This window comes from Bacillus sp. EAC (genome assembly GCF_002156875.1).
GTDB lineage: Bacteria > Bacillota > Bacilli > Bacillales > Bacillaceae_G > Gottfriedia.
In genome coordinates, this window is sequence record NZ_NCSY01000010.1 from 204,496 (window position 1) to 227,638 (window position 23,143).

General features: G+C 31.7%; 23 protein-coding genes. 9 read left to right on the forward strand and 14 right to left on the reverse strand.

Features of this window, described 5'->3' with window-relative positions; genetic code table 11:
- Positions 1 to 172 precede the first annotated feature (172 nt).
- Together B7R65_RS17075 and B7R65_RS17080 are read left to right on the forward strand one after the other, a co-directional pair.
- Entirely contained in the window at positions 173 to 793 is a 621-nt protein-coding gene (locus B7R65_RS17075; protein ID WP_088044042.1) for a DUF47 domain-containing protein, read from the forward strand.
- 11 nt (positions 794 to 804) lie between these two features.
- Positions 805 to 1,812, forward strand: a complete 1,008-nt coding sequence (locus B7R65_RS17080; RefSeq protein ID WP_088044043.1) for an inorganic phosphate transporter — start codon at positions 805 to 807, stop codon at positions 1,810 to 1,812.
- Positions 1,813 to 1,848: 36 nt separating this feature from the next.
- On the opposite strand, the gene B7R65_RS17085 is transcribed toward B7R65_RS17080, so the two are convergent.
- A complete protein-coding gene (locus B7R65_RS17085) occupies positions 1,849 to 3,066 on the reverse strand; it encodes a D-alanyl-D-alanine carboxypeptidase family protein (RefSeq protein ID WP_088044044.1) in 1,218 nt (405 codons plus the stop codon).
- Between the two features lie 139 nt (positions 3,067 to 3,205).
- Positions 3,206 to 3,880 carry a DNA alkylation repair protein gene (locus tag B7R65_RS17090; RefSeq protein WP_256941379.1) on the reverse strand — a complete coding sequence of 225 codons (675 nt, stop codon included), beginning with the start codon at positions 3,878 to 3,880 and terminating at the stop codon, positions 3,206 to 3,208.
- 137 nt (positions 3,881 to 4,017) lie between these two features.
- Here B7R65_RS17090 and B7R65_RS17095 point away from each other — a divergent pair, with 137 nt between their 5' ends.
- Positions 4,018 to 5,232, forward strand: coding sequence for an MFS transporter (locus B7R65_RS17095; protein ID WP_088044045.1), 1,215 nt, complete (start codon positions 4,018 to 4,020; stop codon positions 5,230 to 5,232).
- Positions 5,233 to 5,272: 40 nt separating this feature from the next.
- On the opposite strand, the gene qoxD is transcribed toward B7R65_RS17095, so the two are convergent.
- From qoxD to qoxA, 4 genes are read right to left on the reverse strand one after another with little or no spacing between them, the layout of a single operon-like run.
- Positions 5,273 to 5,554, reverse strand: a complete 282-nt coding sequence (gene qoxD / locus B7R65_RS17100) for a cytochrome aa3 quinol oxidase subunit IV (RefSeq protein ID WP_088044046.1) — start codon at positions 5,552 to 5,554, stop codon at positions 5,273 to 5,275.
- Positions 5,551 to 6,150 (reverse strand): cytochrome c oxidase subunit 3, encoded by a 600-nt coding sequence (locus B7R65_RS17105; RefSeq protein ID WP_373419595.1) that lies wholly within the window; start codon positions 6,148 to 6,150, stop codon positions 5,551 to 5,553. The genes qoxD and B7R65_RS17105 overlap by 4 nt, the downstream gene beginning before the upstream one ends.
- A complete protein-coding gene (qoxB, locus tag B7R65_RS17110) occupies positions 6,119 to 8,086 on the reverse strand; it encodes a cytochrome aa3 quinol oxidase subunit I (protein WP_088044048.1) in 1,968 nt (655 codons plus the stop codon). The genes B7R65_RS17105 and qoxB overlap by 32 nt, the downstream gene beginning before the upstream one ends.
- Entirely contained in the window at positions 8,086 to 8,985 is a 900-nt protein-coding gene (gene qoxA / locus B7R65_RS17115; protein ID WP_088044049.1) for a cytochrome aa3 quinol oxidase subunit II, read from the reverse strand. The genes qoxB and qoxA overlap by 1 nt, the downstream gene beginning before the upstream one ends.
- Positions 8,986 to 9,755: 770 nt before the next feature.
- Here qoxA and B7R65_RS17120 point away from each other — a divergent pair.
- From B7R65_RS17120 to B7R65_RS17130, 3 genes are all read left to right on the forward strand, one after another.
- A complete protein-coding gene (locus tag B7R65_RS17120) occupies positions 9,756 to 10,085 on the forward strand; it encodes a DUF1904 family protein (RefSeq protein ID WP_088044050.1) in 330 nt (109 codons plus the stop codon).
- A 281-nt stretch (positions 10,086 to 10,366) separates the two neighbouring features.
- Positions 10,367 to 11,725, forward strand: a complete 1,359-nt coding sequence (locus B7R65_RS17125; protein WP_088044051.1) for an arsenic transporter — start codon at positions 10,367 to 10,369, stop codon at positions 11,723 to 11,725.
- A gap of 33 nt (positions 11,726 to 11,758) precedes the next feature.
- On the forward strand, positions 11,759 to 12,424 hold the full coding sequence (locus B7R65_RS17130) for a DUF2642 domain-containing protein (protein ID WP_088044052.1): 666 nt from the start codon (positions 11,759 to 11,761) through the stop codon (positions 12,422 to 12,424).
- A 363-nt stretch (positions 12,425 to 12,787) separates the two neighbouring features.
- Here B7R65_RS17130 and B7R65_RS17135 read toward each other — a convergent pair whose 3' ends face one another.
- Positions 12,788 to 13,357, reverse strand: coding sequence for a GNAT family N-acetyltransferase (locus tag B7R65_RS17135; protein WP_088044053.1), 570 nt, complete (start codon positions 13,355 to 13,357; stop codon positions 12,788 to 12,790).
- 269 nt (positions 13,358 to 13,626) lie between these two features.
- Here B7R65_RS17135 and B7R65_RS17140 point away from each other — a divergent pair, with 269 nt between their 5' ends.
- Genes B7R65_RS17140 through B7R65_RS17150 form a run of 3 tightly spaced genes read left to right on the forward strand, consistent with a single transcriptional unit; the run spans position 13,627 to position 16,193 of the window.
- Positions 13,627 to 14,376 carry a metal ABC transporter ATP-binding protein gene (locus B7R65_RS17140; RefSeq protein ID WP_088044054.1) on the forward strand — a complete coding sequence of 250 codons (750 nt, stop codon included), beginning with the start codon at positions 13,627 to 13,629 and terminating at the stop codon, positions 14,374 to 14,376.
- A complete protein-coding gene (locus B7R65_RS17145; RefSeq protein WP_088044055.1) occupies positions 14,373 to 15,248 on the forward strand; it encodes a metal ABC transporter permease in 876 nt (291 codons plus the stop codon). Before B7R65_RS17140 ends, B7R65_RS17145 begins: the two co-directional genes overlap by 4 nt.
- Before the next feature lie 18 nt (positions 15,249 to 15,266).
- Positions 15,267 to 16,193, forward strand: a complete 927-nt coding sequence (locus B7R65_RS17150) for a metal ABC transporter substrate-binding protein (RefSeq protein WP_088044056.1) — start codon at positions 15,267 to 15,269, stop codon at positions 16,191 to 16,193.
- 48 nt (positions 16,194 to 16,241) lie between these two features.
- On the opposite strand, the gene B7R65_RS17155 is transcribed toward B7R65_RS17150, so the two are convergent.
- The 7 genes from B7R65_RS17155 to B7R65_RS17185 all read right to left on the reverse strand — a co-directional run bounded on the left by B7R65_RS17155 (position 16,242) and on the right by B7R65_RS17185 (position 22,999).
- Positions 16,242 to 17,450: a DUF4097 family beta strand repeat-containing protein gene (locus B7R65_RS17155; protein ID WP_088044057.1), complete on the reverse strand. Its 1,209-nt coding sequence runs from the start codon at positions 17,448 to 17,450 to the stop codon at positions 16,242 to 16,244.
- Positions 17,447 to 17,905 (reverse strand): hypothetical protein, encoded by a 459-nt coding sequence (locus B7R65_RS17160; RefSeq protein ID WP_088044058.1) that lies wholly within the window; start codon positions 17,903 to 17,905, stop codon positions 17,447 to 17,449. Before B7R65_RS17160 ends, B7R65_RS17155 begins: the two co-directional genes overlap by 4 nt.
- 14 nt (positions 17,906 to 17,919) lie before the next feature.
- Positions 17,920 to 18,378 carry a zf-HC2 domain-containing protein gene (locus B7R65_RS17165; RefSeq protein WP_088044059.1) on the reverse strand — a complete coding sequence of 153 codons (459 nt, stop codon included), beginning with the start codon at positions 18,376 to 18,378 and terminating at the stop codon, positions 17,920 to 17,922.
- Entirely contained in the window at positions 18,375 to 18,923 is a 549-nt protein-coding gene (locus B7R65_RS17170; RefSeq protein WP_088044060.1) for an RNA polymerase sigma factor, read from the reverse strand. The genes B7R65_RS17165 and B7R65_RS17170 overlap by 4 nt, the downstream gene beginning before the upstream one ends.
- A gap of 463 nt (positions 18,924 to 19,386) precedes the next feature.
- Positions 19,387 to 20,547, reverse strand: a complete 1,161-nt coding sequence (locus B7R65_RS17175) for a CapA family protein (protein ID WP_088044061.1) — start codon at positions 20,545 to 20,547, stop codon at positions 19,387 to 19,389.
- 171 nt (positions 20,548 to 20,718) lie between these two features.
- Entirely contained in the window at positions 20,719 to 22,419 is a 1,701-nt protein-coding gene (locus B7R65_RS17180; protein ID WP_088044062.1) for a methyl-accepting chemotaxis protein, read from the reverse strand.
- Positions 22,420 to 22,594: 175 nt separating this feature from the next.
- Positions 22,595 to 22,999, reverse strand: coding sequence for a hypothetical protein (locus B7R65_RS17185; protein ID WP_088044063.1), 405 nt, complete (start codon positions 22,997 to 22,999; stop codon positions 22,595 to 22,597).
- Positions 23,000 to 23,143 lie beyond the last annotated feature (144 nt).

Consider the following 23,143-nt stretch of genomic DNA (forward strand, 5'->3'; position numbering starts at 1 on the left):
AAATTTGTAAATATAATATAAGTTTTTAATTGATTAATTTTAAAAACCAATTATTATTATTAACGTAGCCTTTACTTTTTTCGACATTTTTTACATAATTTCGGACATTATATAATTAAGTGATAATGTAAAGGTAAATAATAAACTATATGTTTTACTTGGAGGAATCATAATGTTTTTTGGTCAAAAAAAGGATGTATTCTTTGAAAAGCTTTTAGGAATTGCAGAAAACTTGCACGTATCTTCACAATACTACGTTGACTTTAAAATAAAAAATGCAAGCGACTTAAAGAAATTTTCAGAAGAAATGAAAGAATACGAAACTAAAGGTGATAAATTCATCCACTCATTAATCGTTGAGTTAAATAAAACTTTCATTACTCCAATTGAGCGTGAGGACATTTTACAATTAGCTATGAAAATGGACGATGTATTAGATGGTTTTGAACATACATCTGCTCGTTTTGAAATGTATTCAATTACAGCAGCAGACGAATATATGGTTAAGTTCGTAAATATTTTACACAAAGCAGTTGAAGAAATTTTAAATGCCGTAAAATTACTTTCAAATAAAAAACTTTTAGAGATTCGAGTGCATGCAATTAAAATTAAAGATTACGAATCACAATGTGATGAATTATTAAGAATCTCAATCAAACAACTATTTATGAATGAAAAAGATCCAATTAAAATTATCCAATATAAAGAAATTTATGAAATGTTAGAATCTGTTGCTGATAGTGCACAAGACGTTGCGAATACTCTTGAGCAAATTATCATGCGTAATGCGTAAGGGGTAGTATAATGGATCATTTAATTTTCCTTACGATATTAGTCGTGATTTTTGCATTAGGATTCGATTTTATCAATGGATTTCATGACACTGCAAATGCAATAGCTACATCTGTTTCAACAAAAGCATTAAAACCACGTACAGCTATTTTATTAGCAGCTGCTATGAACTTTATTGGAGCCATTACATTTACAGGCGTAGCTAAAACAATTACAACTGGTATTGTTGACCCAATTACAATTGAGGGTTCTAATGGACTTGTTGTGGTAATCGCTGCATTATTAGGCGGTATCTTTTGGAATTTACTCACATGGTATTTTGGAATTCCAAGTAGTTCATCACACGCAATTATAGGTGCAATTGCAGGGGCAGCAATTTCTGCTAAAGGTTTTGGTGTTTTAGAAGCTGAAGGTTTCACAAAAATCATTCAAGCACTTTTAATTTCTCCAGTAATTGCAATTACTCTTGGCTTTATTGTTATGACTATTTTAGCAACGATCTTTAGACGTTCTAATTTATCAAAAACAAATAAAGGCTTTAGACTTGTTCAGATTTTCACTGCAGCCTTACAATCGTTTACACACGGGACAAATGATGCACAAAAAGCTATGGGTATTATTATGATTGCACTAATTGCTTCTAAAACTGAATTACCTGGTGCTGATGTGCCATTATGGGTACGTATCGCTTGTGCTACTGCTATGGCAGTTGGTACTTCTGTAGGTGGATGGAAGATCATTAAAACAGTTGGTGGTAAAATCATGAAAATACGTCCAATAAATGGTGCGGCAGCTGATCTATCTTCAGCAGCAATTATTTTCACATTTACTGCTTTACATTTACCAGTTAGTACAACTCATGTTATTTCATCATCTATCATGGGTGTAGGCTCAGCTCAACGTGTAAAAGACGTAAACTGGGGTACAGCTCAACGTATGCTTATTACTTGGGTTATCACAATCCCTATCTCAGCAACTGTAGCAGCAATTTTCTATCAAATTCTTAATTTATTCTTATAATGATTTAAACATAAAACAAAAAGTCGAACGGTTAGATTACGTTCGACTTTTTATATACACTCTTTTTTTCCTATTCCCTTTTAAATAAATTAAAAAAGAAAAAATAACAATAATTAGTCCTGCAATTAAAAATGTATTAATCGTGAGAAATGTAGGTTTATCATATGATTTTGCAGCTAATAAATCTGTTTGTAGTATTTCCTTATTATTTGACCAAACTTCTACTTTACCAATTTTCTCATTTTTTGAAAGACCATTGTTTTTATATTTTTCATTAATTGATGATGATAGCTTCGTTTTTATTTCATATTTAGTAGTAGGATCATTCGCAGTTAAAAATGAAATATCTTTCTTAATTTTAGTTTGTATAAGATTATCATTAATTTTGAATTTCTTTTTCCAATCTTTTTGTTTTATAATAGTTTCCTTATGAATTCTAGTGAATGCATAGGCATCAAGTAACTTTATATCCGTTAAATATTGCGGTTTAGATGATCTAAGCAAAATATTAATTATTCGCTGACCATCTTTTTCATCAATTTCAATTAAAGTGTTTCTAGCCATGTCAGTATAGCCAGTTTTACCTGCTATAAAGTAGGGATTCGTAAACATTTTACCTCTATTAAAAATGTAAACATTCTTTTGCTTTGAAGTATTAATGTGAGCATCCTTCGTACCCATAGCTTGAATAATCAATGGATATTTTAATGCTTCCTTAGCAATTAGTGCCAAATCATGTGCTGTAGTGAAATGATCAGGATCATGCAGACCATTTGGATTTTTAAAGTTTGTATGCGTCGCACCAATTGCTTTCGCTTTTTCATTCATCATTTTCACAAAGTTGTCCATGTCTCCAGCAACTGTTTGACCAATAGCATAGGCTAAATCATTTGCGCTTAAAATCATCATCGTTTTTAAAGCCGTATTACGCTCTAGCTTTTCACCTTCAGAAAAAAGAATTTGAGAATTACTTTTTTCTTCTTGAATACTTCTCGCGCTCATCGTAACAGAATCATTTTTCTTCAAATGATCCATCATAATGATTGCCGTCATTACTTTAGTTGTACTAGCAGGAAAATCAACTTCTTCTGCATTTTTTGCATAAATGACTTCACCACTATCTGCAAGAATTGTAATAGCTTTATCACTAAAAAGATTTAGTTCCTGAGCTTGAACACTTTTCGGAATTATTAAATAACTAACCATCCAAATACATAGACTAAACATTAATATTTGATAAATCGTCAATCTCATTTTTAAACTAAATCTCCTTTAAACTTATTCAAAAAAACAACAATGAAGTTATTATAACGTTTTCTTTTCATTGTCTCAACCTTCATAAGAAAATTATAATAATTGATTTTATTAAAATATTTCCCGGAAAATCGACAGATTATTTTCTTCTTATTTTATCTATATTTTTAAGTCCTTCTCTCTTGCTTAGCGGTGCTAAATCAGTTGTTAATATAAAGTTCTCTACAGCAGTATCATTGATATAAGCATATTCTCTTAACGCCCATCCTATTGCCTTTTGAATAAAGAACTCATTACTCTTTGACAACTTCTGACAGTAAGTAAACAATCTCTCCTGATCTGTTTTCCCCTTAAATTTCATTTGAAATAAGATAGCTACTCGATTTAACCACATATTTTCCGATGAAACCCACTTATTAGCATATTCATTAATCAAGTCTGGATAGTTAAGAAAATGGAAACTTATAAGTCTACATGCGAGTGTATCAACCGTGTCCCACCATGATTTTTCAATGACTAATTTTTCGTAAAAGTCAATTCGTTCTACTTCTGCTTTTTTATACTGCCTGTCCAATAATGCTAATGCAATATATTGAAATTCTCTTTCATTAAAATCCCATATTTCTTTCACACATATTAAATTCGGAGGATCACCATATAGCTTTAAAAAGTCCTTTAATAGCTGGGCTCTATCAGGTGATTTTATCCCTAGAAAAGTAAATTTATTTCTCATATAAGATTCCATGGCCAGACGATTCTCATTATTTTTATGTTCTAAAAAGAAATAGTATAAATTTTCTGAATAAGTTCCCACATTTGTTCCCTTTCTTTGAATCTAATATTATTTCTTACATTATAATATTGCTTTTGATGCTTTGGAAGAAGTGAAGCAAAATTGTGTCAATTTTTTGAAGATTGGTTTATTATAATTTAAGAAGAAAGGAGGCACTTATGCAACCAGCCGTAAAAACAAATGTTGTCAGTCAATCAACTATGTATCAAATTTTATTTGCAATTAGTTTAGGCCATTTATTAAATGATTCAATGCAAGCTGTTGTTCCTGCCATTTTTCCAATTTTAGAAAAGACTATGAATTTAACCTATACGGAAATTGGATTTATAGCTTTCGTACTTAATATGACTTCCTCGGTAATGCAACCAGTATTTGGCATTTTTTCTGATCGGAAACCTTCTCCTTTTCTGCTCCCAATTGGAATGGCATCAAGTTTAATTGGAATGCTTTGTTTAGCATTTGCGCCTAATCTAACTTTTGTACTACTATCTGTATTATTAATTGGGATTGGATCCGCTATATTCCATCCTGAGGGCTCTAAAGTAGCTTTTCTAGCATCTGGATCGAAACGAGGGTTATCGCAGGCTATATATCAAGTTGGTGGGAATACAGGAAACTCATTAGCTCCGATATTTACTGCATTGATTTTTGTACCACTCGGACAAAAAGGTGCAGCTTGGTTTACGATTTCAGCTGCTATTGGCATTTGTGTATTAATTTATGTTTCATCATGGTATCGTAATAAACTTAAAGAGAATCCTTTTAAATTGAAAAATAAAGGTCAAAATTCAACTGAAGGTCTTTCGATTACGAAGGCAGTAAAATTTGCAATCATATTATTAATTTTTATTACATTTGCTCGTTCATGGTATTCTGCTGGTATCGGAAACTATTATCAATTTTATTTAATTAAAAGCTATGGATTATCGATTAAAAGTACACAGTTATATTTGTTTATCTTTATGATTGCTGGTGTAATTGGAACGTTTATTGGTGGAACTCTAGCAGATCGATTTGGGAAGCGAAATATGATTTTATTTTCATTAGTTGGAACATTTCCTTTAGCCCTTTTGCTACCTCATGTATCCCTGTTAGCAGTAATACCAATCTTATTTTTAATTGGCGTAATCAGTTCAAGTTCTTTCAGTGTAATTGTTGTATATGCTCAAGAACTAGTTCCGGGTAAAGTTGGAATGGTCAGTGGATTAATAGTCGGATTGGCATTTGGAATGGGTGCTTTAGGTGCCGTCCTTTTAGGTGTAATTGCAGATGCAACTAGCCTAAATTTTGTAATGAATTTATGTAGTTTCTTACCTTTATTAGGTTTAGTAGCATTTATGCTCCCGAATGACCGTCAAAAAGCAAAACTATAATAAAAAAAGAGCTCTTCTATTGTTAGAAGAGCTCTTTTTATTAAAATCCCCAAATTAATGCCCATAGCGTCCCAAAAACAATGGTTAATGCTACGAATAGTGCATATCCTAAGTTGATAAATAAAACTTTTTTATTCTCATTTTCACTCATATGCATGAAAACAATTAATTGAAGTCCACCTTGTAACGCTGCTGTAACTAACAAGATGATAAAAGATATTTTGTATGGTAATTCTAAAAAGTAAACACTTAATGCAATCGCAGTAAGTACAAGCGATTGGATGAAGCCAACCACTTGTTGCTTTGGAAATAGAGCACTCATCCAATCAGTCCTTTCACGTAAACAAAACTAAAGATAAAGATCCATACTACGTCTAAGAAATGCCAGTATAATGAGTAAATAAATGTTTTATTTGCTGTCGTTTCTGTTATTCCTTCGCGATATGTTTGAATTAAAATTGCGATACCCCACATCATACCAAAAGTTACGTGGGCACCATGTGTACCTAATAATACGAATAAACTAGATAATGCACCACTGCTTTGGATCGTTGCTCCTTCATGTACATAAGTAAAGAATTCAGTAATCTCTACACCGAGGAAGACTGCTCCTAAAGCTAATGTAATAATAAGGAAACTCATAAATGCTTTTTTATGATTTAGTTTAATTGTATTTACAACTAAACCAATTGTAAAACTACTAGTTAATAATGCAAAGGTTTCAATCATAACACCTTTCATCTCAAATAATTCTTTTTGAGTTGGTGCTGATCCAGTATTATTCGCTAAAGTGAAATATACTGCGAACAATGTTCCGAATAAAGCTATTTCTGCTCCTAAAAATAACCAGAAGCCTAGAATTCGGTTTGAACTCTCTTCACCTAGACTATACAGAGGCTTGCTGCTCATAATGATCACCTCGTAATTTTTTCTCTGTTTCAATTATTTCTTCTTTATGAATATGGAAACCATGATCACGTTGGAAAGAACGCGCAATTAAACATAAAACAATCGGAATTGCACAAACAATCGTTGGTACCCACCATTCGAAAATCAAGAAGAAACCAAATGCCATAAAAGATACTCCTAATATGAATGGGATACCACTGTTACTTGGCATATGAATATCTTTAATCTCGCCTTCAAGTAATGACGTACCTTCTTTTTTACTTTTCCAAAACGGATCTAGTGAATCGATCTTTGGAATTACTGCGAAATTATATGGAGCAATCGGACTGCTAGTTGCCCACTCTAATGTTCTTGCATTCCATGGATCACCGTTTGTTTCTCTTGGAGCGTAACGTACACTGTAATAAATATTGTAAACAAGTAAGATAAATCCGATTGCTAGACCAATTGCCCCAATCGAAGCAACCATATTTAAAGGTCCAAATCCTGATTCTGCACTATACGTATACGTACGGCGAGTCATCCCTTTTAATCCTAAAAGGAATAATGGGAAGAACGTTACATTAAAGCTAATTGTGATCAGCCAGAATGTAATCTTACCGATTTTTTCATCTAATTTGAAACCGAATACTTTAGGGAACCAATAATAGAATCCAGCGATTACTGCAAAAACAGTACCTGGAATTAATACATAATGGAAGTGAGCTACTAAGAATAACGTATTATGATATTGATAGTCTGCACTTGCCATTGCAAGCATTACACCTGTAACTCCACCGATTGTAAAAATCGGAATAAATGCTAATGAATAAAGCATTGGAACAGTAAACTCAATCTTACCTTTTCTCATTGTGAACAACCAGTTAAAAATCTTAACCCCAGTTGGAATACTGATTGCCATTGTCGTAATACTAAAGAAACCATTTACCATTGCACCTTGACCCATCGTATAGAAATGATGCGCCCATACAAGGAAACTTAAAGCTGAGATTGCTATCATACTGACAACCATGCTCTTATATCCATATAAATTTTTTCTCGAAAATGTTGAAATAATTTCACTATATATACCAAAAGCAGGAAGAATAACAATATATACTTCAGGATGTCCCCATATCCAGAATAAGTTCGCCCATAGCATATCATTACCGCCATTTGCCATTGTAAAGAATTGTGTTCCAAACTCGCGATCGAACATCATTAGTGCTAAAGCAACTGTTAATACTGGGAATGCAAATAAGATAATTACGTTTGTAATTAAGATGCTCCAAGTAAACATCGGCATTTTCATTAATTTCATGCCTGGCGCACGCATTTTTAATATCGTAACGATAAAGTTAATACCGGTCATTAGAGTACCGAGACCAGCTATTTGTAGAGAAATTGCATAATAGTTATTGCCTACACCTGGGCTGAATTCTTTACTTGCTAGTGGGAAATATGCTGTCCAACCTGCATCAGGAGATCCACCGATAACAAAGCTAAGATTTAATAACATAGCACCAGCAAAGAATAACCAAAAGCTAACTGCATTTAAGTATGGAAATGCTACATCACGCGCACCGATTTGTAATGGAATAACAATATTCATTAAACCAATAATGAAGGGCATTGCCATAAACAAAATCATAATAAGTCCATGTGTTGTAAAGATTTCGTTATAATGTTGTGCATCTAATATTTTTAAATCAGGAGCAGAAACTTGAGCTCGCATTAATAATGCATCTACTCCTCCACGGAAAAGCATTAATAAAGCACATAAAATGTACATAACACCAATTCGCTTATGGTCAACAGTAGTTAACCATTCTTTCCATAAATAACCCCATTTTTTAAATTTGGTTAAACCAATTACAATAGCAATCGAAACTACAACGATACTCACCATTGCACCATAAATCATTGGCTCACCTGTTACGAAAAAGTGATCCCATTTGTAACCCATTATTTCATCCCCTCCATCTTGTTCATATCGTGGTGATCAGATGAATCATCCATTGAACCATGGTGATGTCCTGCATTACTTCCTTCTGGAGCTGGTCTAAATTCTAAATGAGTAGATGTATAGGTTTTTCTACCTAAATGCTCTATTTTTAGTAATTTATTAAACTCTTTTTCTGTTAAAGTTGGAGCAGTCTCTTTTACATCCTTAACCCAGTTAGTAAAATCTTTATCATTCATAGCTAACACTTCAAATTCCATTCCAGCAAAACCTTTACCCGTGAAATTTGAGTTTTTCCCAATAAAAGAACCTTCATTAGAAGCAACAAAATTTAATTTAGTAACCATATCACTCATTGCATATTTCTGTCCTCCTAGTTGAGGAATCCAGAAACTTGAGATCGGCCCAAACGAATATAAACGGAACTCAACATTTCGGTTTGTGGGAATGTTCACATAGTTAACTGTTTCTATCCCTTGTTCTGGATAAGAGAAATGCCATTTCCAGTTAGAAGAACTTGCATAAATAATAAGAGGTTTATCATTTTCGTGACCTTTTGGCACGCTTTCAACTGCATTTGTTGTTTTGACAGTTACTACTGACAATACAGCAACAATTATAACCGGAATAACCGTCCAAAGTATTTCAAGAAACTTGCTACCTTCTTCATGTGGTGGCTCATAATCTTCTGGTAGTTTGCTAGCACGATATTTTGTTAGGATTATGATGTATAAAATATAAACAACTAATAATACTCCTAACATCATCAGCATTGAGAAAATAATTGTATCTGCTTGTGTTTTAGCTACAGGTCCTTGTGGATCTAATACGGCGATTTTATCGCAAGCACTCATTACTAACCCAATCAGCATAATCATCATGCTCATTAGAAATTTTTTCATCTTATTCTTCCTTCCTGTAAATTAAGTATAAGTACAATTACATTTTTAAAATTATTTCTAAATTAAGTATTTTTATAAATTGTCATCCAAATGACAAACAATGTTCACAGTTATAGTAAGATACTTTAATTTAAAATACAAACAAATAATTACCATTTTAAATGGAAAGAATTCACTGTTCACATTTTAGACATATTTAAAATTAACTAAAATCAGTAAAAACCCTTACGTATCATAACCTCAACACCTTTGCTCACTATTTCACAACGTTCACATTTTAGACATATATTAGATTTTTATTATACTTTTGTTCTATTCTGTACACGTTAAAATTTAATAACTTAGAATAATATTCCCCGTAAAAAAGTAACTTAAGAAAACAATGTTCTAATTTCTCAATTAACGTCTTAAGGCACAAAAAAAAACGCAGTAAAACTGCGTTTTTCAGTACAGGCATTGTAATAAGTGAAGAGAAGAATTAATGTCCTAGCACATTCTTCTCTTCTATAGGGTTTGGGGGGTTCTAGGGTTGAATCCACATTTTTTTTTAAAAATGTGCATGCAATCTAAGAACAGAAACATTGGCAATAATACTTAAATTTCTTAACTGAGATTAGAATAACACAATTGAAAATGATTATCAATACCAATTAGTTTTTTTTTCTACTCTTTTACATTTTTTCCTCTATTCTAAAATACTGCACTTGTTAAAAAGGATGTGGTGTACTGTATAATTAAATAAAAAATGATTGTTTTAGGAGTGAGAAAAAATGCCCCAATTATTAATTAAAGGGATTTCTTCAGATGAAATTTGTAAAATAAGTAAGCCTTTAGTTGAAGAATTAGCAAATTTGTGTGAATGCGGTACAGATAATTTTATATTAGAATGTCTGCACTCTACTGCGATTTTTGATGGGAAAATCGTTGATAGTTTTCCTTTTATAGAAGTTAAGTGGTTTGAAAGAGGGATTGAGATAAGAGATCAATTTGCAGAAATAATTTCTAAATTCATACTTACTTTAAATATTCCTGAATTTGAAATTGCATTTATACCATACAAAGAAGATAGTTATTATTTAAATGGAAAGCGTTTTGAATAAATCATTTCATTTTATTATTTAAAAATAATAAGGCATGCAAAATAGGCATGTCTTTTTTTTGTCTTTTTTTTGTCATTTTTTATAGATAATCTCATTTTTCATAGGCATTTCACTTAATAGGCTAATTAAATTAGGGGATATTCATACTACTTAGACAAACATACAATCTTATAAAATTGGACATGCACCTAAGTACGAGTTTAGTAAGTATGAATATTAATATAGTAATCGGACAAGTAGGTACTATCAGTATACCGATAAAAAGAAAGGTGAATATAAAAATGAACTTTGAAATCTTAATGACTGCTTTTGTGTTTATTATGACGATGGCAATCATATTTTGGAGGCCAAAAGGGATTAATGAAGCTTGGCCAGCATCGATTGGTGCGATAATAATATTAATAACAGGGATTGTAACTAAAAGTGACCTACTTGATATTATTAGTAAAATTGGTGGAGCCTCAATAACCATTATTGCAACAATCGTTATGGCGGTTATTTTAGAAAGCTTCGGATTTTTTCATTGGTCAGCAGCTCGTCTTGCAAGTTTAGCGAAAGGTTCAGGATATCGCTTATATTGGTACATCCAACTATTATGCTTTTTAATGACACTACTGTTTAATAATGATGGAAGTATTCTCATTACTACACCTATTTTAATCCTACTATTAAAAAATCTACGTCTAAAACCTCATCAACAAATTCCATATCTCCTATCTGGCGCATTAGTTGCAACTGCTTCCAGTGCACCAATTGGGGTAAGTAATATTGTAAATTTAATCGCATTAAAAATAGTACACATGACTCTCTATATGCAAACAGCTATGATGTTTGTTCCTGCAACATTAGGACTCCTTTTTATGTCCGGGCTTATGTATATTGTTTTAAAAAATAGATTGCCTGATACTTTACCCATTTCAACAGACGACATTGAAGAGTCTTTTTTCATCAAAAATTTTCACCCATTAAAAACTAAAATCACTGTTGAAACGAAAAAAAAGCGAACTAAATTCATGTTAAAAGTACTCACATTCGTTTTATTAATGAGATGTCTTCTATTTGTTGCTTCCTTTCTATCAATCCCTATTGAAATAGTTGCGGTACTTGGTTCACTCGTTCTATTAATATGGAGATGGTACCATTTACGTACTGGTCCCGTCGATATTTTAAAAAAGATCCCATGGCATATATTAATATTTGCATTCTCTATGTATGTCATTATTTTCGGTTTGCATAATGCAGGCCTAACAGCATTCCTTGTAAATTTATGTGAGCCGCTTGTTAATCAAGGTCTTTTTCAAGCAAGTTTTATTATGGGCGGATTAGTTTCCGTTTTATCTAATTTATTTAATAATCATCCTGCTCTGATGATTGGAACGATTACTTTAACGGACATGGGTCTAGATCCAATTACATTAAAAACAATTTATTTAGCGAATATTATTGGTAGTGATATTGGATCACTTTTATTACCAATTGGAACGCTAGCATCATTAATTTGGATGCACATTTTAAAACAAAATAAGATTAAAGTAAAATGGAAAGATTATTTAAGCGTCACGATAATTGTTATTCCAATAACAACTCTTGTAACATTATTTCTATTATATTATTGGGTACAATTAGTCTTCGTACATTAAAACTTTTACTTTTACCTCTAGGAGGAGATTAAAGTGAGTGATGTATCAACATTACTTGGAAAACAAGTTTCAGTAAAACTATCAGGAGAACTAGTGTTTGAAGGAATATTGACTGATCTAGGTCAAGACATATTAGTTATTTTTAATGGATTAAAATATTATTATATTCCCTGGATGCATATCCATATGGTTTATATTAGTGATAAATCAAGAGAAAAGATAAATGAACCTGATGAACCTTCAATTGGTCAAGAATTAGAAACAATCTCTTATCGAAAAATATTATTAAATGCAAAGGGAATATTTTCTGAAATCTATGTTACTGGTAATATAACTTTTCATGGGTATATCATAAATGTACTAAGTGATTATTTAGTGTTTTATTCACCAGTATTTAAAACGATGTATATTTCCCTCTCTCATTTGAAATGGATTACTCCTTACAATCAACAGCTTAACCCTTACACTCTTAAAAATGAAAGTCTCCCGTTACACCCTTCGAATGTGCCTTTAAATCGTTCATTTGAGAGCCAATTGAAAAAAGATGAAGGAAAACTAGTAGTTTTTGATGGTGGAACAGATCCAATGAAAATAGGCTTATTAAATAGGGTTGAAAATAACCAAATCGAACTTGCAATTGCAAACGGTGAAAATGTTTATCTAAAACTAAATCATATTAAATCTGTACACTTACCCTAAAAAAAAACCTCAATTACCTATTCAAATGTAATTGAGGTTTTTTATTTGACTGTTTTCGTAAACTTTGTTGTCATTAAATATCTAGTTCCTCAATTTTCACTATAGGATGCTCACTTTTTACTGGGCGTGCGATAAACCTGGGGCCCACACGATGTGGGTCATGCATGCGTTACGACAGGACGTCGAGGTATTAGCACGCCTACCTTTTGATGAATGAGGGTTCTTATCTGTCCCGCTTCTCACATAGGGGTCATACACATCAGATTCAATCATCTTCATTATTTATAAGTTTGTTTTAAAAAACTTTATAAAAACAACATTCTTTTAGAAAAAGTCTATTATTTTTAATAAGGATTAACCTTACTACTGGCCTATATTAACGATCAATTTATCACTTTTCTTTAATTCCGTCCATTCTTCCTTTAAAATTCCCATTCGTATTGAATCGTAGTAAGTTCCATTATAAAAACGACATTTTCTTAATCGTGCTTCCATTGTCATTCCTATTTTCTCACCTACTTTAACCATTCTTTCATTTCCAGACCAAGTTGTATACCCAACCCTTACTAATGGTAAAGTATTAAACAAGTGTTCAATCCATAAACATAAAGCTCTTGTACCTATTCCTCCACTCCAATAATCTGGATTATAAATACCAATCCCCATCTCAAGCCAATTTGATGGTTTATGTTCCCAATAATAACTAACTGTCCCAATTACACTTCCATCTATTTCGATTACCCATTTATCTTCCTGATCAAGAATAGTTGATTTATTTGCATAATATTCTAAATAGGTTATTGCTTTATGTTCAAAATAAGGTGCATCCCATTTCTTCCATTCTGGTGAGTCTTCTTTATACATTAGTTCCCATAATGGCTTTAAATCATCTTCAATTATTGGTCGAATGACTAAATTATTATCTCTATACAATTAAAAACCTCCCAGTTGTATGTTTATATAGTTCTTTATCCTAAAAAAAAATCCTGCAATTAAATTGAATGCATAAAATAATCCTTTACAAAATAAAATATAACCATTAGAATTTCATTAAGAATAAAAAAGTTGCACTGATACAACTTTTACCGAATCATTTTTAATTCATCAGCATACACTGCACTAAATCATTTATTTTTTTGCTCAAAAAGTTGCACTAAGGCAAAACTTATAGACTAGGTAAAAATCAAAAGGAGGTAAATTTTATGAGCAAAGCATTAACTATTAAGGATTTGTATGTCTCATATCAAGGTAATCAAGTCATTCAAAATGTTTCATTTGAGATTGAAAACGGATCGTTAGTGGGAATTATAGGACCAAACGGTGCTGGTAAATCCACATTAATGAAGGCGATTCTTGAATTAATCCCTCGAGATAATGGCACTATCGAAATCTATGGTCACTCTATTCAAAAGTATCGAAAGCATGTTGCCTACGTACCTCAAAGAAGTGATATCGACTGGGATTTCCCTATTACAGTATTGGATGTTGTTATTTTAGGTACTTATCCGAATCTAGGATTATTAAATAGACCAAAGAAAAAGGATATTGAACTAGCAATCGAATGTTTAAGAAAAGTTGGGATGGAGACTTTTAAGAATCGTCAAATTGGAGAATTATCTGGTGGCCAACAGCAGCGTGTTTTTTTAGCAAGAGCATTGGCACAAAAAACGGAAATCTTATTTTTAGATGAACCATTTGTAGGAATAGATATGAAAAGTGAAGAGACAATTATCAAAATTTTAAAAGAACTTAGAAATTCAGGAAAAACAATTATTGTTGTACACCATGACTTAAGCAAGGCAGAGCGATATTTTGATAATTTACTTTTACTGAATCGTAATCTGATTGGGTATGGAAAAGTGAAGGATGTGCTAAATCCAGATGTAATTTCTAAAGCTTACACAAATGAAGCTTTTATATTAAGTGAAAGGCAAAAGGTAAGTTTACGATGAGTATACTTAATTTCATTGAAGCAATAATGCATTATGAATTTTTACAAAAGGCATTATTTACATCTGTTATAGTGGGAATCATTTGTGGTGTGATTGGATGTTTTATCGTATTACGTGGAATGGCATTAATTGGTGATGCAATTTCGCATGCTGTATTACCGGGTGTTGCTATTTCCTATATGTTAGGCTTTAACTTCTTTATCGGTGCAGTAGCAACTGGTTTACTTACTGCAATTGGAATTGGATTTGTCAGTCAAAATAGCCGGATTAAACATGATATGGCTATCGGAATCATGTTCACCTCTGTTTTTGCTGTAGGTATTATTCTCGTCACTTTTATGAAGAGTAGTGCTGATTTATATCACATTCTATTTGGTAATGTTTTATCAGTTCGTTCTTCAGATATGTGGATTACGATTTGTATAGGGATTATCGTCATTAGTTTAGTTTATTTATTTTATAAAGAATTACTAGTTTCTACATTTGATCCTACGATGGCTCAAAGTTATGGTTTACCAATAAAATGGATTCAATATGGATTAATGGTCTTATTAACATTAGTAACCGTTGCTTCACTACAAACTGTTGGCATTATTCTAGTAGTTGCTATGCTTATAACACCGGCAGCTACAGCCTACTTATTAACAAATCGACTATCAGTAATGATTTTTTTATCTGCATCAATCGGAGTTATTTGTTCTATCATAGGTCTATATTTTAGTTTTACTTATAATTTAGCCTCTGGTGCTACGATTGTGCTTGTAGCGGCGTTTCTTTTTGCAATTACATTCTTTTTCTCTCCATCACAAGGTTTGATTTGGAAATTAATAAAAGCGAAAAAAAATAAAGCGAGTATATCAATTAACAAGTAACAATTGGAGGAATCAGACATGAGATATAAAAACATATTTTTGCCTATATTACTACTATTCGTTTTAGCATTAAGCGCTTGCTCAAATGATACAAAGGAAACTAAAAAGAGATTACAAGTCGTTGCTACCTACTCAATAATTTATGATTTAGTTAAACAAATCGGAGGCGACAAAGTTGAGATTCATAGTTTAGTACCAATTGGTGCAAACCCACATGAATATGATCCCCTTCCAAAGGATTTAATGAAAACAACTGATGCTGATATTGTTTTTTACAATGGTTTAAATCTAGAACAAGGGAATTCATGGTTTAAAAAACTTTTAAAAAGTTCTAATAAATCTGGTAAGGATGCACCTGTTTATATGGTCAGCAAAGGAGTATCACCAATCTATTTAGAGTCGAATGGATTAGAAGGTGAAACGGATCCTCATGCTTGGCTCGATATCCGAAATGGGATTATTTTCGCAAAAAATATAAGAGATGGTTTAATCAAAGAAGATCCATCTAATAAGAAATTCTATCAAAAAAATGCTGATGCATATATTAAAAAACTTGAAAATCTCCATGCCAAGACGATTGAAGAATTAAACAAAATACCTAAAGAAAAACGTTTCCTGATTACTAGTGAAGGTGCGTTTAAATATTTTAGTAAAGCGTATGATTTACAATCAGGTTATATTTGGGAAATTAATTCTGAAGGTCAAGGTACACCAAGCCAAATAAAAAATGTAGTTGATTTAATTAGAGCTAAGAAAGTTTCTAAGTTATTCGTTGAAACAAGTGTTGATCCTAGGAGCATGGAAACTGTTTCTAAGGAAACAGGTGCACCAATTGTAGGTACCGTATTCACTGATTCATTAGGTAAAAAAGGTGAAGCTGGTGACACCTATTATAAAATGATGGAATGGAATACGAAGACAATTATTGATGCTCTTAATGAGTAAAAAACAAACCCAAGCGTATGCTTGGGTTTCTCTTATATTCTATGAAAATCAATGACTATTAACAGATATTGATCCATTTTTTGTTTGAATAAGTACTTTATTCGTTCCATTTCCTAAAATGGCTTCTTTATTATTTCCTACTTCTTTATCTTTCACTTTCCAGCCAATATTACCTTCAATTGAACCATCATTCGTTTCTGCTTTAACGTTTAAATCATTTTGGTTGATTAACCCAAGATCAACTTCACCATCATCGGAAATGAATTGACTATCACCTTTAATTACAGCATCATCAAACCGTATTGTACCGTTGTTTGTTTTTGCAAAGATTTCTCCATTAAACTCAACAACTGAAATTTCCCCATCAATCGTTTTAATCGAACTATGTTTGGAGAGGTTTGCTTTCTCTACTGAAATCGAACCATTGCTAGTTTTTGCATTTAATGATCCAGTGACTTGTTCAATATTAATTTCACCATCATGTGATGAAATTTTGCTTTCATTATTTAAAGTAGCATTTTGTAAGTTAATAGATCCATTTTCGGTTTTAGCGATTAAAGTTCCATCAATCTTATTAATGTTAATGCTTCCATCATCTAAATCGATAACAGTTTTATTTGATTTATCCTCTAAATTAATTGATCCATCATTTAATTTAATCGTTGTCATAAGATTTTTAGGTAATTCGATGTTTATCTCCGTTTTTAAATCATTAAAATTTATAAAATTGAAGTGATCTTCCTTAATATTTACGTACATTTTATTACCGATCGTTTTCACTGAATAATAATCTGAGATTTTACCTTTTATGTGCTTTTTATCAGGGATTTGAATACTCCCGTTAACCTTTAAATTAGTTGTATTTGTACCTACTACATTATACTCCCCGTCTGCACCGTCAATAATGATTTCTTGAATAGTAGATGGAATTGTCTTTTCATCATTTATGTCGGCTCTAGTTGAATGAAGGCTAATTCCAAGTTCATTGAATACCAAATGACCAAAATTATAAGCAATAGATGTAATCATTACCAAAATTAATAAAAAGATACTTAGCCAATGAAATTTAAGAGATTCTTCTTTTTTTATTAAATGAAAAACTAAAATTTCGATTCCTAATAAAATACAAGCTACTGGCCATGCATTTAATAATAATGAACTATACTGTATCGCTATAAAACTTTGGAGAAACCATAATAACCCTATCGCAATCAATAAGATTCCGGCTGTTATTGAGCCGACTTTCCAGTTCCTCATATTTCTTCCTTCGACTTTCCTCGTAGTAATTTAATGCCAATCACAACGAATACTGCACTTATTAAAACGTTCTTAAATATATCATAATCAAAATTAATTTGATAACGGATCATTAAATAATTAGAAGCATTTTCTAATACAGATAAGCAACCAAAAGCAATTAACACCCAACCGACCATTGATTTATTTACTCGAATTAGACGATTATTTATTAATGGAGCATCTTGTAAATCGGCTCCCACACGGTAATTATTATGGAATTGTAAAGCATCAAAATAGCTATAAAATACAATTACTGGTATAAAAAATCCCATACTTTCAATTATATTTGTTAAAAATATTGTTCCACAAAATAAAAGCATAAATTGTAACCCACGATTCATTAGACCTAAGTAAAAGTGACCAAGCCCCGGTAAAAGTGATAATAAATAAATTAATTTTTTACGTTTCTTCATTGTTTGTTCCTCCATTAGTTTTTCAGTCCTCTCAAAATTTTTGGAATTGGAATTGATAGTTTTTCACTTTTTTCAATTAATGTCGTTGTTTGCTCTATTGTCTGTACGACATGTCGATTTGAATTTGATATATATTTAGTCAATTGGAATTGAAAAAATAAGAATGTTGCTGCAGCTGCTAATAACAAGTGCAAGAATCTTACTCTTTTTGAGTCAATTGATTTTACATATTGCTTATTATCCTGTTTAGAAATATGAATTACCTCTGTTTGTAGCATTATCTCATTTAGGAAATCATTTGGAATATCAACATTTGAAGGATTTAACCATTCTTCATTAAGCTCTGCCAGTAGTTCAAGCTCATTTTGACATGATTCACATTCTCTTAAATGCGTCTCAAGTAGAAGAGATTCTTTATTTGATAACTTTTTGAGTTGATATGATAATAGTTGATCAGTCGTTAAATGTTTCAAATAATCCCTCCTTTGTGCTTGTCCTTAATTATCCTTTTAGCTCGATATAAACGAGACTCTACTGTTTTTACGGCAATATTTAATTTTAATGCAATTTCACTATAGGTGAGCTCTTCAAAATAATATAACTTTAAAACATCTCTATATGACTGCGGCAATTCGATTATATAAGAATGAATTAGTTCCTTATCTAAATTTTTTAAAAGAGCTGCTTCTGGCGATAAGATCTTTTCTTCTGGCAAAGTAGAATCAATTTCTTCCAGCTCATGTTCCTTTAGCTTGTCTTGTTTCCGCTTAAAATCAATTGCTTTGTTCATTGTTATACGATAGATCCATGTTGAAAAACTTGATTCTCCATTAAAGTTTCCAAGAGAACGATACAACTGGAGGAAGACTTCTTGAGAGATATCTTCAGCATCTTTATGATTGTTTGATACTTTTAATGCTACAGCAAATACTCTTGATTGATATCTCAAAATTAGTTCTCGAAATTTCTGTCTTTCACCTTTAAGTATGTTTTCAACTAATTGTTCATCCGACTCCATTGCATCACCTCTTTTCCTCTTTCATTACTTTAGACGAAACTAATTCATTAAACCCTGCAAAAAATAAATTATTTTTTTCTCATTATTTGTAGATTGATATTAAATAAGGAGTTTTCTAGATTTACACTTCAGGTTGCTCGCTTTTCGTGGGGCGAGCGCTGAGCCTCCTTGGCCCACACGTCGTGGGTTATGCATGCGCGGTGTGATATTAGCATGCCTACCTTTTTGACGTCTTGTGTGGGTTTCACCTTCCGGCTATTCCCTCAGGGAGTCTCGCACCTTCCGCTCCAATCTCTTTCTTTGTTACCAGTTTGTTTTAATAAAACCTTTTTAAAACAACAATCTTTTAGAAAGGAGCTTTATTAAGATCTTCATCTTAAACTCAGAGCGTATAACAATAAGAAAGATTGCTATCCTTTTTCTTAGAAAAACTTTTCAGATTTTCTTAAAAAGAATAACAATCTTAGTTCGAATTATTTATATTTAATTCTTTAATGTACTTTCTCATATGAGATTTTATTTGCTCATATTGTTTTGCACCATCTTTTAAATATTTTCCACTTATATTAGCTAGTGGTTTGATTTTAAAATTCCGATCATTTGAATAGTAATTGTAAGTTGGCATAAAGGTCGGATTTCTTAATTCAATTTGAACATTATTATTTTGCCTTGTTTTAACTACCTCTATCGAAGCCATTCCACCGATCAATTCATATAATTCATCTTGCGCCGATAAAAAATTTCCTAATGAATAGATCACAAATGTTTTATTTCCTGAATTACCTTTCACCCATGCTGGAGGCTGTAAAACATGTGGGTGATTACCAATTATAATATCAACCCCCATATCAGCTAATTGTTTTGCAAGCTTAATTTGAGAATTATTTGGATAGCGTTCTTTTTCAATACCCCAATGCATCGCTACGATGACTACGTCTGACATAGTTTTTGCTTTTTCTACTTCATTTCGAATTTTATGTAAGTCAATTAAATTTACTAAATAGTCCTTCCCTTTTGGAATAGGAATACCATTTGTCCCAAATGTATAAGCAAGAAATGAAAAACGAATATCATTTTTAGTGATTACTCTTAAATGATCATGATCAGCTTTCGATTTAAATGCTCCAGTATACGGCATTTTTAGTTTATCCCAGTGGGAAATCGCACTATCTATTATCTTTTCACCTCTATCGAGTGAATGATTATTAGCTAGCGTTACAAAATCCACCCCTGCGTTTTTAAGTGCATCGCCTACTTCATAAGGACTATTAAACCTAGGATAAGTTGAAAGTCCATATGACTTTCCTCCAATCATTGTCTCCTCATTTGCTATTAAAATATCTGGCTCTTGCATTGTTTTTCTAACTTCATTAAACATTTTGTTGAAGTTATATGATCCATTTGGTAATGCCGCATCTTCGTACACTTCATTATGGATTAGGATATCTCCGGTTGCTCCAATAGTCGCCTTATTGACAATCGGGTAATCATTTCGTTGAATAAAATGAGTATGATTGGATATTTCATGATTATTTTTAGTTGATTTAATTTGGTGTCTTTCTGTATTTGAGCATAAAATAATGACCATACTTAAACATATTACTAAGGTAAGAAGTTTCCTCATGCTCTTTCTCCTATTAATCCAGTAAATAGTGTTATCTACTAAGTTATATTTTTATTATTGTCACTTTTAACATTATCTAATTATAGACCAGTACTTATAATAGAAGATATTATATTTTTCTTTACTAAAAAAAGCCACTCAATTAATGAGTGACTTTAACAAACTTATTGCTTATAATTTAAAAGTTTTCACTGTATCCTGTAATTCAACTGCCATGTTACTTAAAATGTCTGCAGATGCTGACATTTCTTCCAACGATGCATTTTGTTGTTGTGCAGCAGCAGCAACACTTTGAGATTGACCTGATGCTTCCGCAGAAATTTCCGACGTCATTTCAACAATATTAATTATGCTTTGTGAGCTAGCATTAATTTGTTCAAATATAGCTGAAACTTCTTGTGTTTGAGCCGAAACTTCTTCTATCATTTTTACGATATGATTGAAGTTTTCTCCTGATTCAGATACAAGTACGATTCCATTTTTTATTTCAGATGAGCCTGCATCCATTGAAACAATAACTTTTTTCACCTCTAACTGAATAAATCCAACTAGTTGCGAAATTTGTTGCGCTGCGGTTCTTGATTGTTCTGCTAGTTTCTTTACTTCGTCTGCTACAACAGCAAAACCTTTTCCTTGTTCACCAGCTCTTGCAGCTTCGATCGCGGCATTTAATGCTAATAGATTTGTTTGTTCAGAAATCTCGGTGATAATCGTTACAATTTTACCGATTTCATCTGATTTCTCTCCTAGAGAGTTTACAATATTCGAAGTATTATTCACCGTCTCGTGGATCATATTCATTTGTTTGACTGTTTTCTCTAAAACTTTATTTCCGTAAATAGCCTTTTCAGACGTAGATAAAGAATTTTCTGCCACTGTTTGGATTGAAGATGCTGCTTGTTCCATTCCAGTTGAAATTTCCTTTACAACAGTAAATGCCTCAAGACTACTTTTTTCCTGTTTTTCTGCACCTTCTGCAATATGAATGATTGAGCTTGTAATTTGCTCCGATGCACGACTCGTTTCTTCAGAACTAGCAGAAAGCTCTTCTGAAGTTGCAGCAACTAATTGAGAATTATAAACAACATTTTCGATTAATTCTTTTAAATTCGAAGTCATTAAATTAACATTTCCAGCTAATTCACCTATTTCATCGCTGTTTTTGATGTTGAGTGGTTCCAATGCTAGATTACCATCAGCTACTTCTTTAACTTGAACTGATAATTGTGTTAACGGATTTTTAATACTTCTAATTAAGAAGTATGCAATGACAATAGTTAAAATTATTGAAGCAATTACGCTTATTGCAGTTAAGTAAAATACGTTTTTAGATTCATTATCACTATTAATTGTAATCTGGTCAGCTTGCTTTTTATGCAATAGAACTAATTCATCTAAATTCTTGTGCATTTTATCAAAAAGCGCTGTTCCACTAAAGGTAGTTAGAATTGCATTTTTAGTTTCAAATTTATTACTATAATCAATGATTTCATCATTTTTTTTGTGGAAATCGTTCCATTCAGTTTGTAAACTTTCAAATAACTTCTTTTCTTTTTTTGTTTGTATTAATTTTTTATATTCCACAAAAGCTTTATCCATTAATTCATACTGGCCATCAAGCTCATTTTTATATTTATTTTTGAATGATTCATCATCACTTAAAATATGTTTTTGTGAAGTACTAAAAATATGTTCAGCTAAATAATTGATTTCATTTATTTGTTCAACTTTTGGTAAGACATCTCTACTTATTTGTTGCGTATTATCATTTAATCTATAAGTACTGCTTAATGAAAAAGCACTCAGTACAACAATAATTACCATAATCAGAATAAACGATACAATTAATTTACGACCTATCGACCACTTCATTAAATTTCCCCCTACATAAAAACACTATGTTATCTTTCTACTAAAATTTTATCGGCACCTTTTCTAGAATATTAATTAACTGTAAATTTAGAATTTTTCACAAGACTTTAAATAGACATACTATCAATCGTTATTACTCAAAATAAAAAAACAGAGCTCTATTAAACTCTGTTTTTTACTCATGATTATTAAAATACGTACTCTTATGATTTGAACTTCGTAATTCGTCTAGTTCCTCTTCCACTTCTAAGCTTCTCGCCAGTTTCCCTTTGCAGCCAGAACATAATGAAACGCCATCCGTTAAATTCTCTCCACACTTCGGACAAGGTATTCCGATATTTGGAAAATGTCTTTGTAGGATTTTCCCATCTCTTACCCATTCATAAATCCATTCTTCAGTGACAAGTGTCGCATTTAGTACTTGAACGATTGTTGCAGTTCGGTTCTCCCTTTGTCTTAAGTAATTTAAAACAACCTCTAACCACGCGTTATCTATTTTTTGACACTTAGGACATAGTTTACTTTTTCCATTTTGAACAGTTAGTGTAAAACAACGTGCACAATTTATCGCATTGTTCATAAAATCACTCCATTTAATATTTTCATTCGTTCAATTTATTCCTTCTTATTATCGGACGTATTTTCCAATATTTACAAAAAATATTAAATTTTTTTACTCTTATTTTAATAATTCATGAGTTCTTTGAATCTACCAAATCGTAAA

Coding starts and splice junctions, on each gene's coding strand:
- B7R65_RS17155 (WP_088044057.1), bottom strand. CDS start 17,450: ATGAGGAACTGGAAAGTCGGCTCAATAACAGCCGGAATCTTATTGATT.
- B7R65_RS17150 (WP_088044056.1), top strand. CDS start 15,267: ATGAGATATAAAAACATATTTTTGCCTATATTACTACTATTCGTTTTA.
- B7R65_RS17120 (WP_088044050.1), top strand. CDS start 9,756: ATGCCCCAATTATTAATTAAAGGGATTTCTTCAGATGAAATTTGTAAA.
- B7R65_RS17080 (WP_088044043.1), top strand. CDS start 805: ATGGATCATTTAATTTTCCTTACGATATTAGTCGTGATTTTTGCATTA.
- B7R65_RS17140 (WP_088044054.1), top strand. CDS start 13,627: ATGAGCAAAGCATTAACTATTAAGGATTTGTATGTCTCATATCAAGGT.
- qoxA (WP_088044049.1), bottom strand. CDS start 8,985: ATGAAAAAATTTCTAATGAGCATGATGATTATGCTGATTGGGTTAGTA.
- B7R65_RS17180 (WP_088044062.1), bottom strand. CDS start 22,419: ATGAAGTGGTCGATAGGTCGTAAATTAATTGTATCGTTTATTCTGATT.
- B7R65_RS17175 (WP_088044061.1), bottom strand. CDS start 20,547: ATGAGGAAACTTCTTACCTTAGTAATATGTTTAAGTATGGTCATTATT.
- B7R65_RS17095 (WP_088044045.1), top strand. CDS start 4,018: ATGCAACCAGCCGTAAAAACAAATGTTGTCAGTCAATCAACTATGTAT.
- B7R65_RS17185 (WP_088044063.1), bottom strand. CDS start 22,999: ATGAACAATGCGATAAATTGTGCACGTTGTTTTACACTAACTGTTCAA.
- B7R65_RS17125 (WP_088044051.1), top strand. CDS start 10,367: ATGAACTTTGAAATCTTAATGACTGCTTTTGTGTTTATTATGACGATG.
- B7R65_RS17075 (WP_088044042.1), top strand. CDS start 173: ATGTTTTTTGGTCAAAAAAAGGATGTATTCTTTGAAAAGCTTTTAGGA.
- qoxD (WP_088044046.1), bottom strand. CDS start 5,554: ATGAGTGCTCTATTTCCAAAGCAACAAGTGGTTGGCTTCATCCAATCG.
- B7R65_RS17085 (WP_088044044.1), bottom strand. CDS start 3,066: ATGAGATTGACGATTTATCAAATATTAATGTTTAGTCTATGTATTTGG.
- qoxB (WP_088044048.1), bottom strand. CDS start 8,086: ATGGGTTACAAATGGGATCACTTTTTCGTAACAGGTGAGCCAATGATT.
- B7R65_RS17160 (WP_088044058.1), bottom strand. CDS start 17,905: ATGAAGAAACGTAAAAAATTAATTTATTTATTATCACTTTTACCGGGG.
- B7R65_RS17170 (WP_088044060.1), bottom strand. CDS start 18,923: ATGGAGTCGGATGAACAATTAGTTGAAAACATACTTAAAGGTGAAAGA.
- B7R65_RS17145 (WP_088044055.1), top strand. CDS start 14,373: ATGAGTATACTTAATTTCATTGAAGCAATAATGCATTATGAATTTTTA.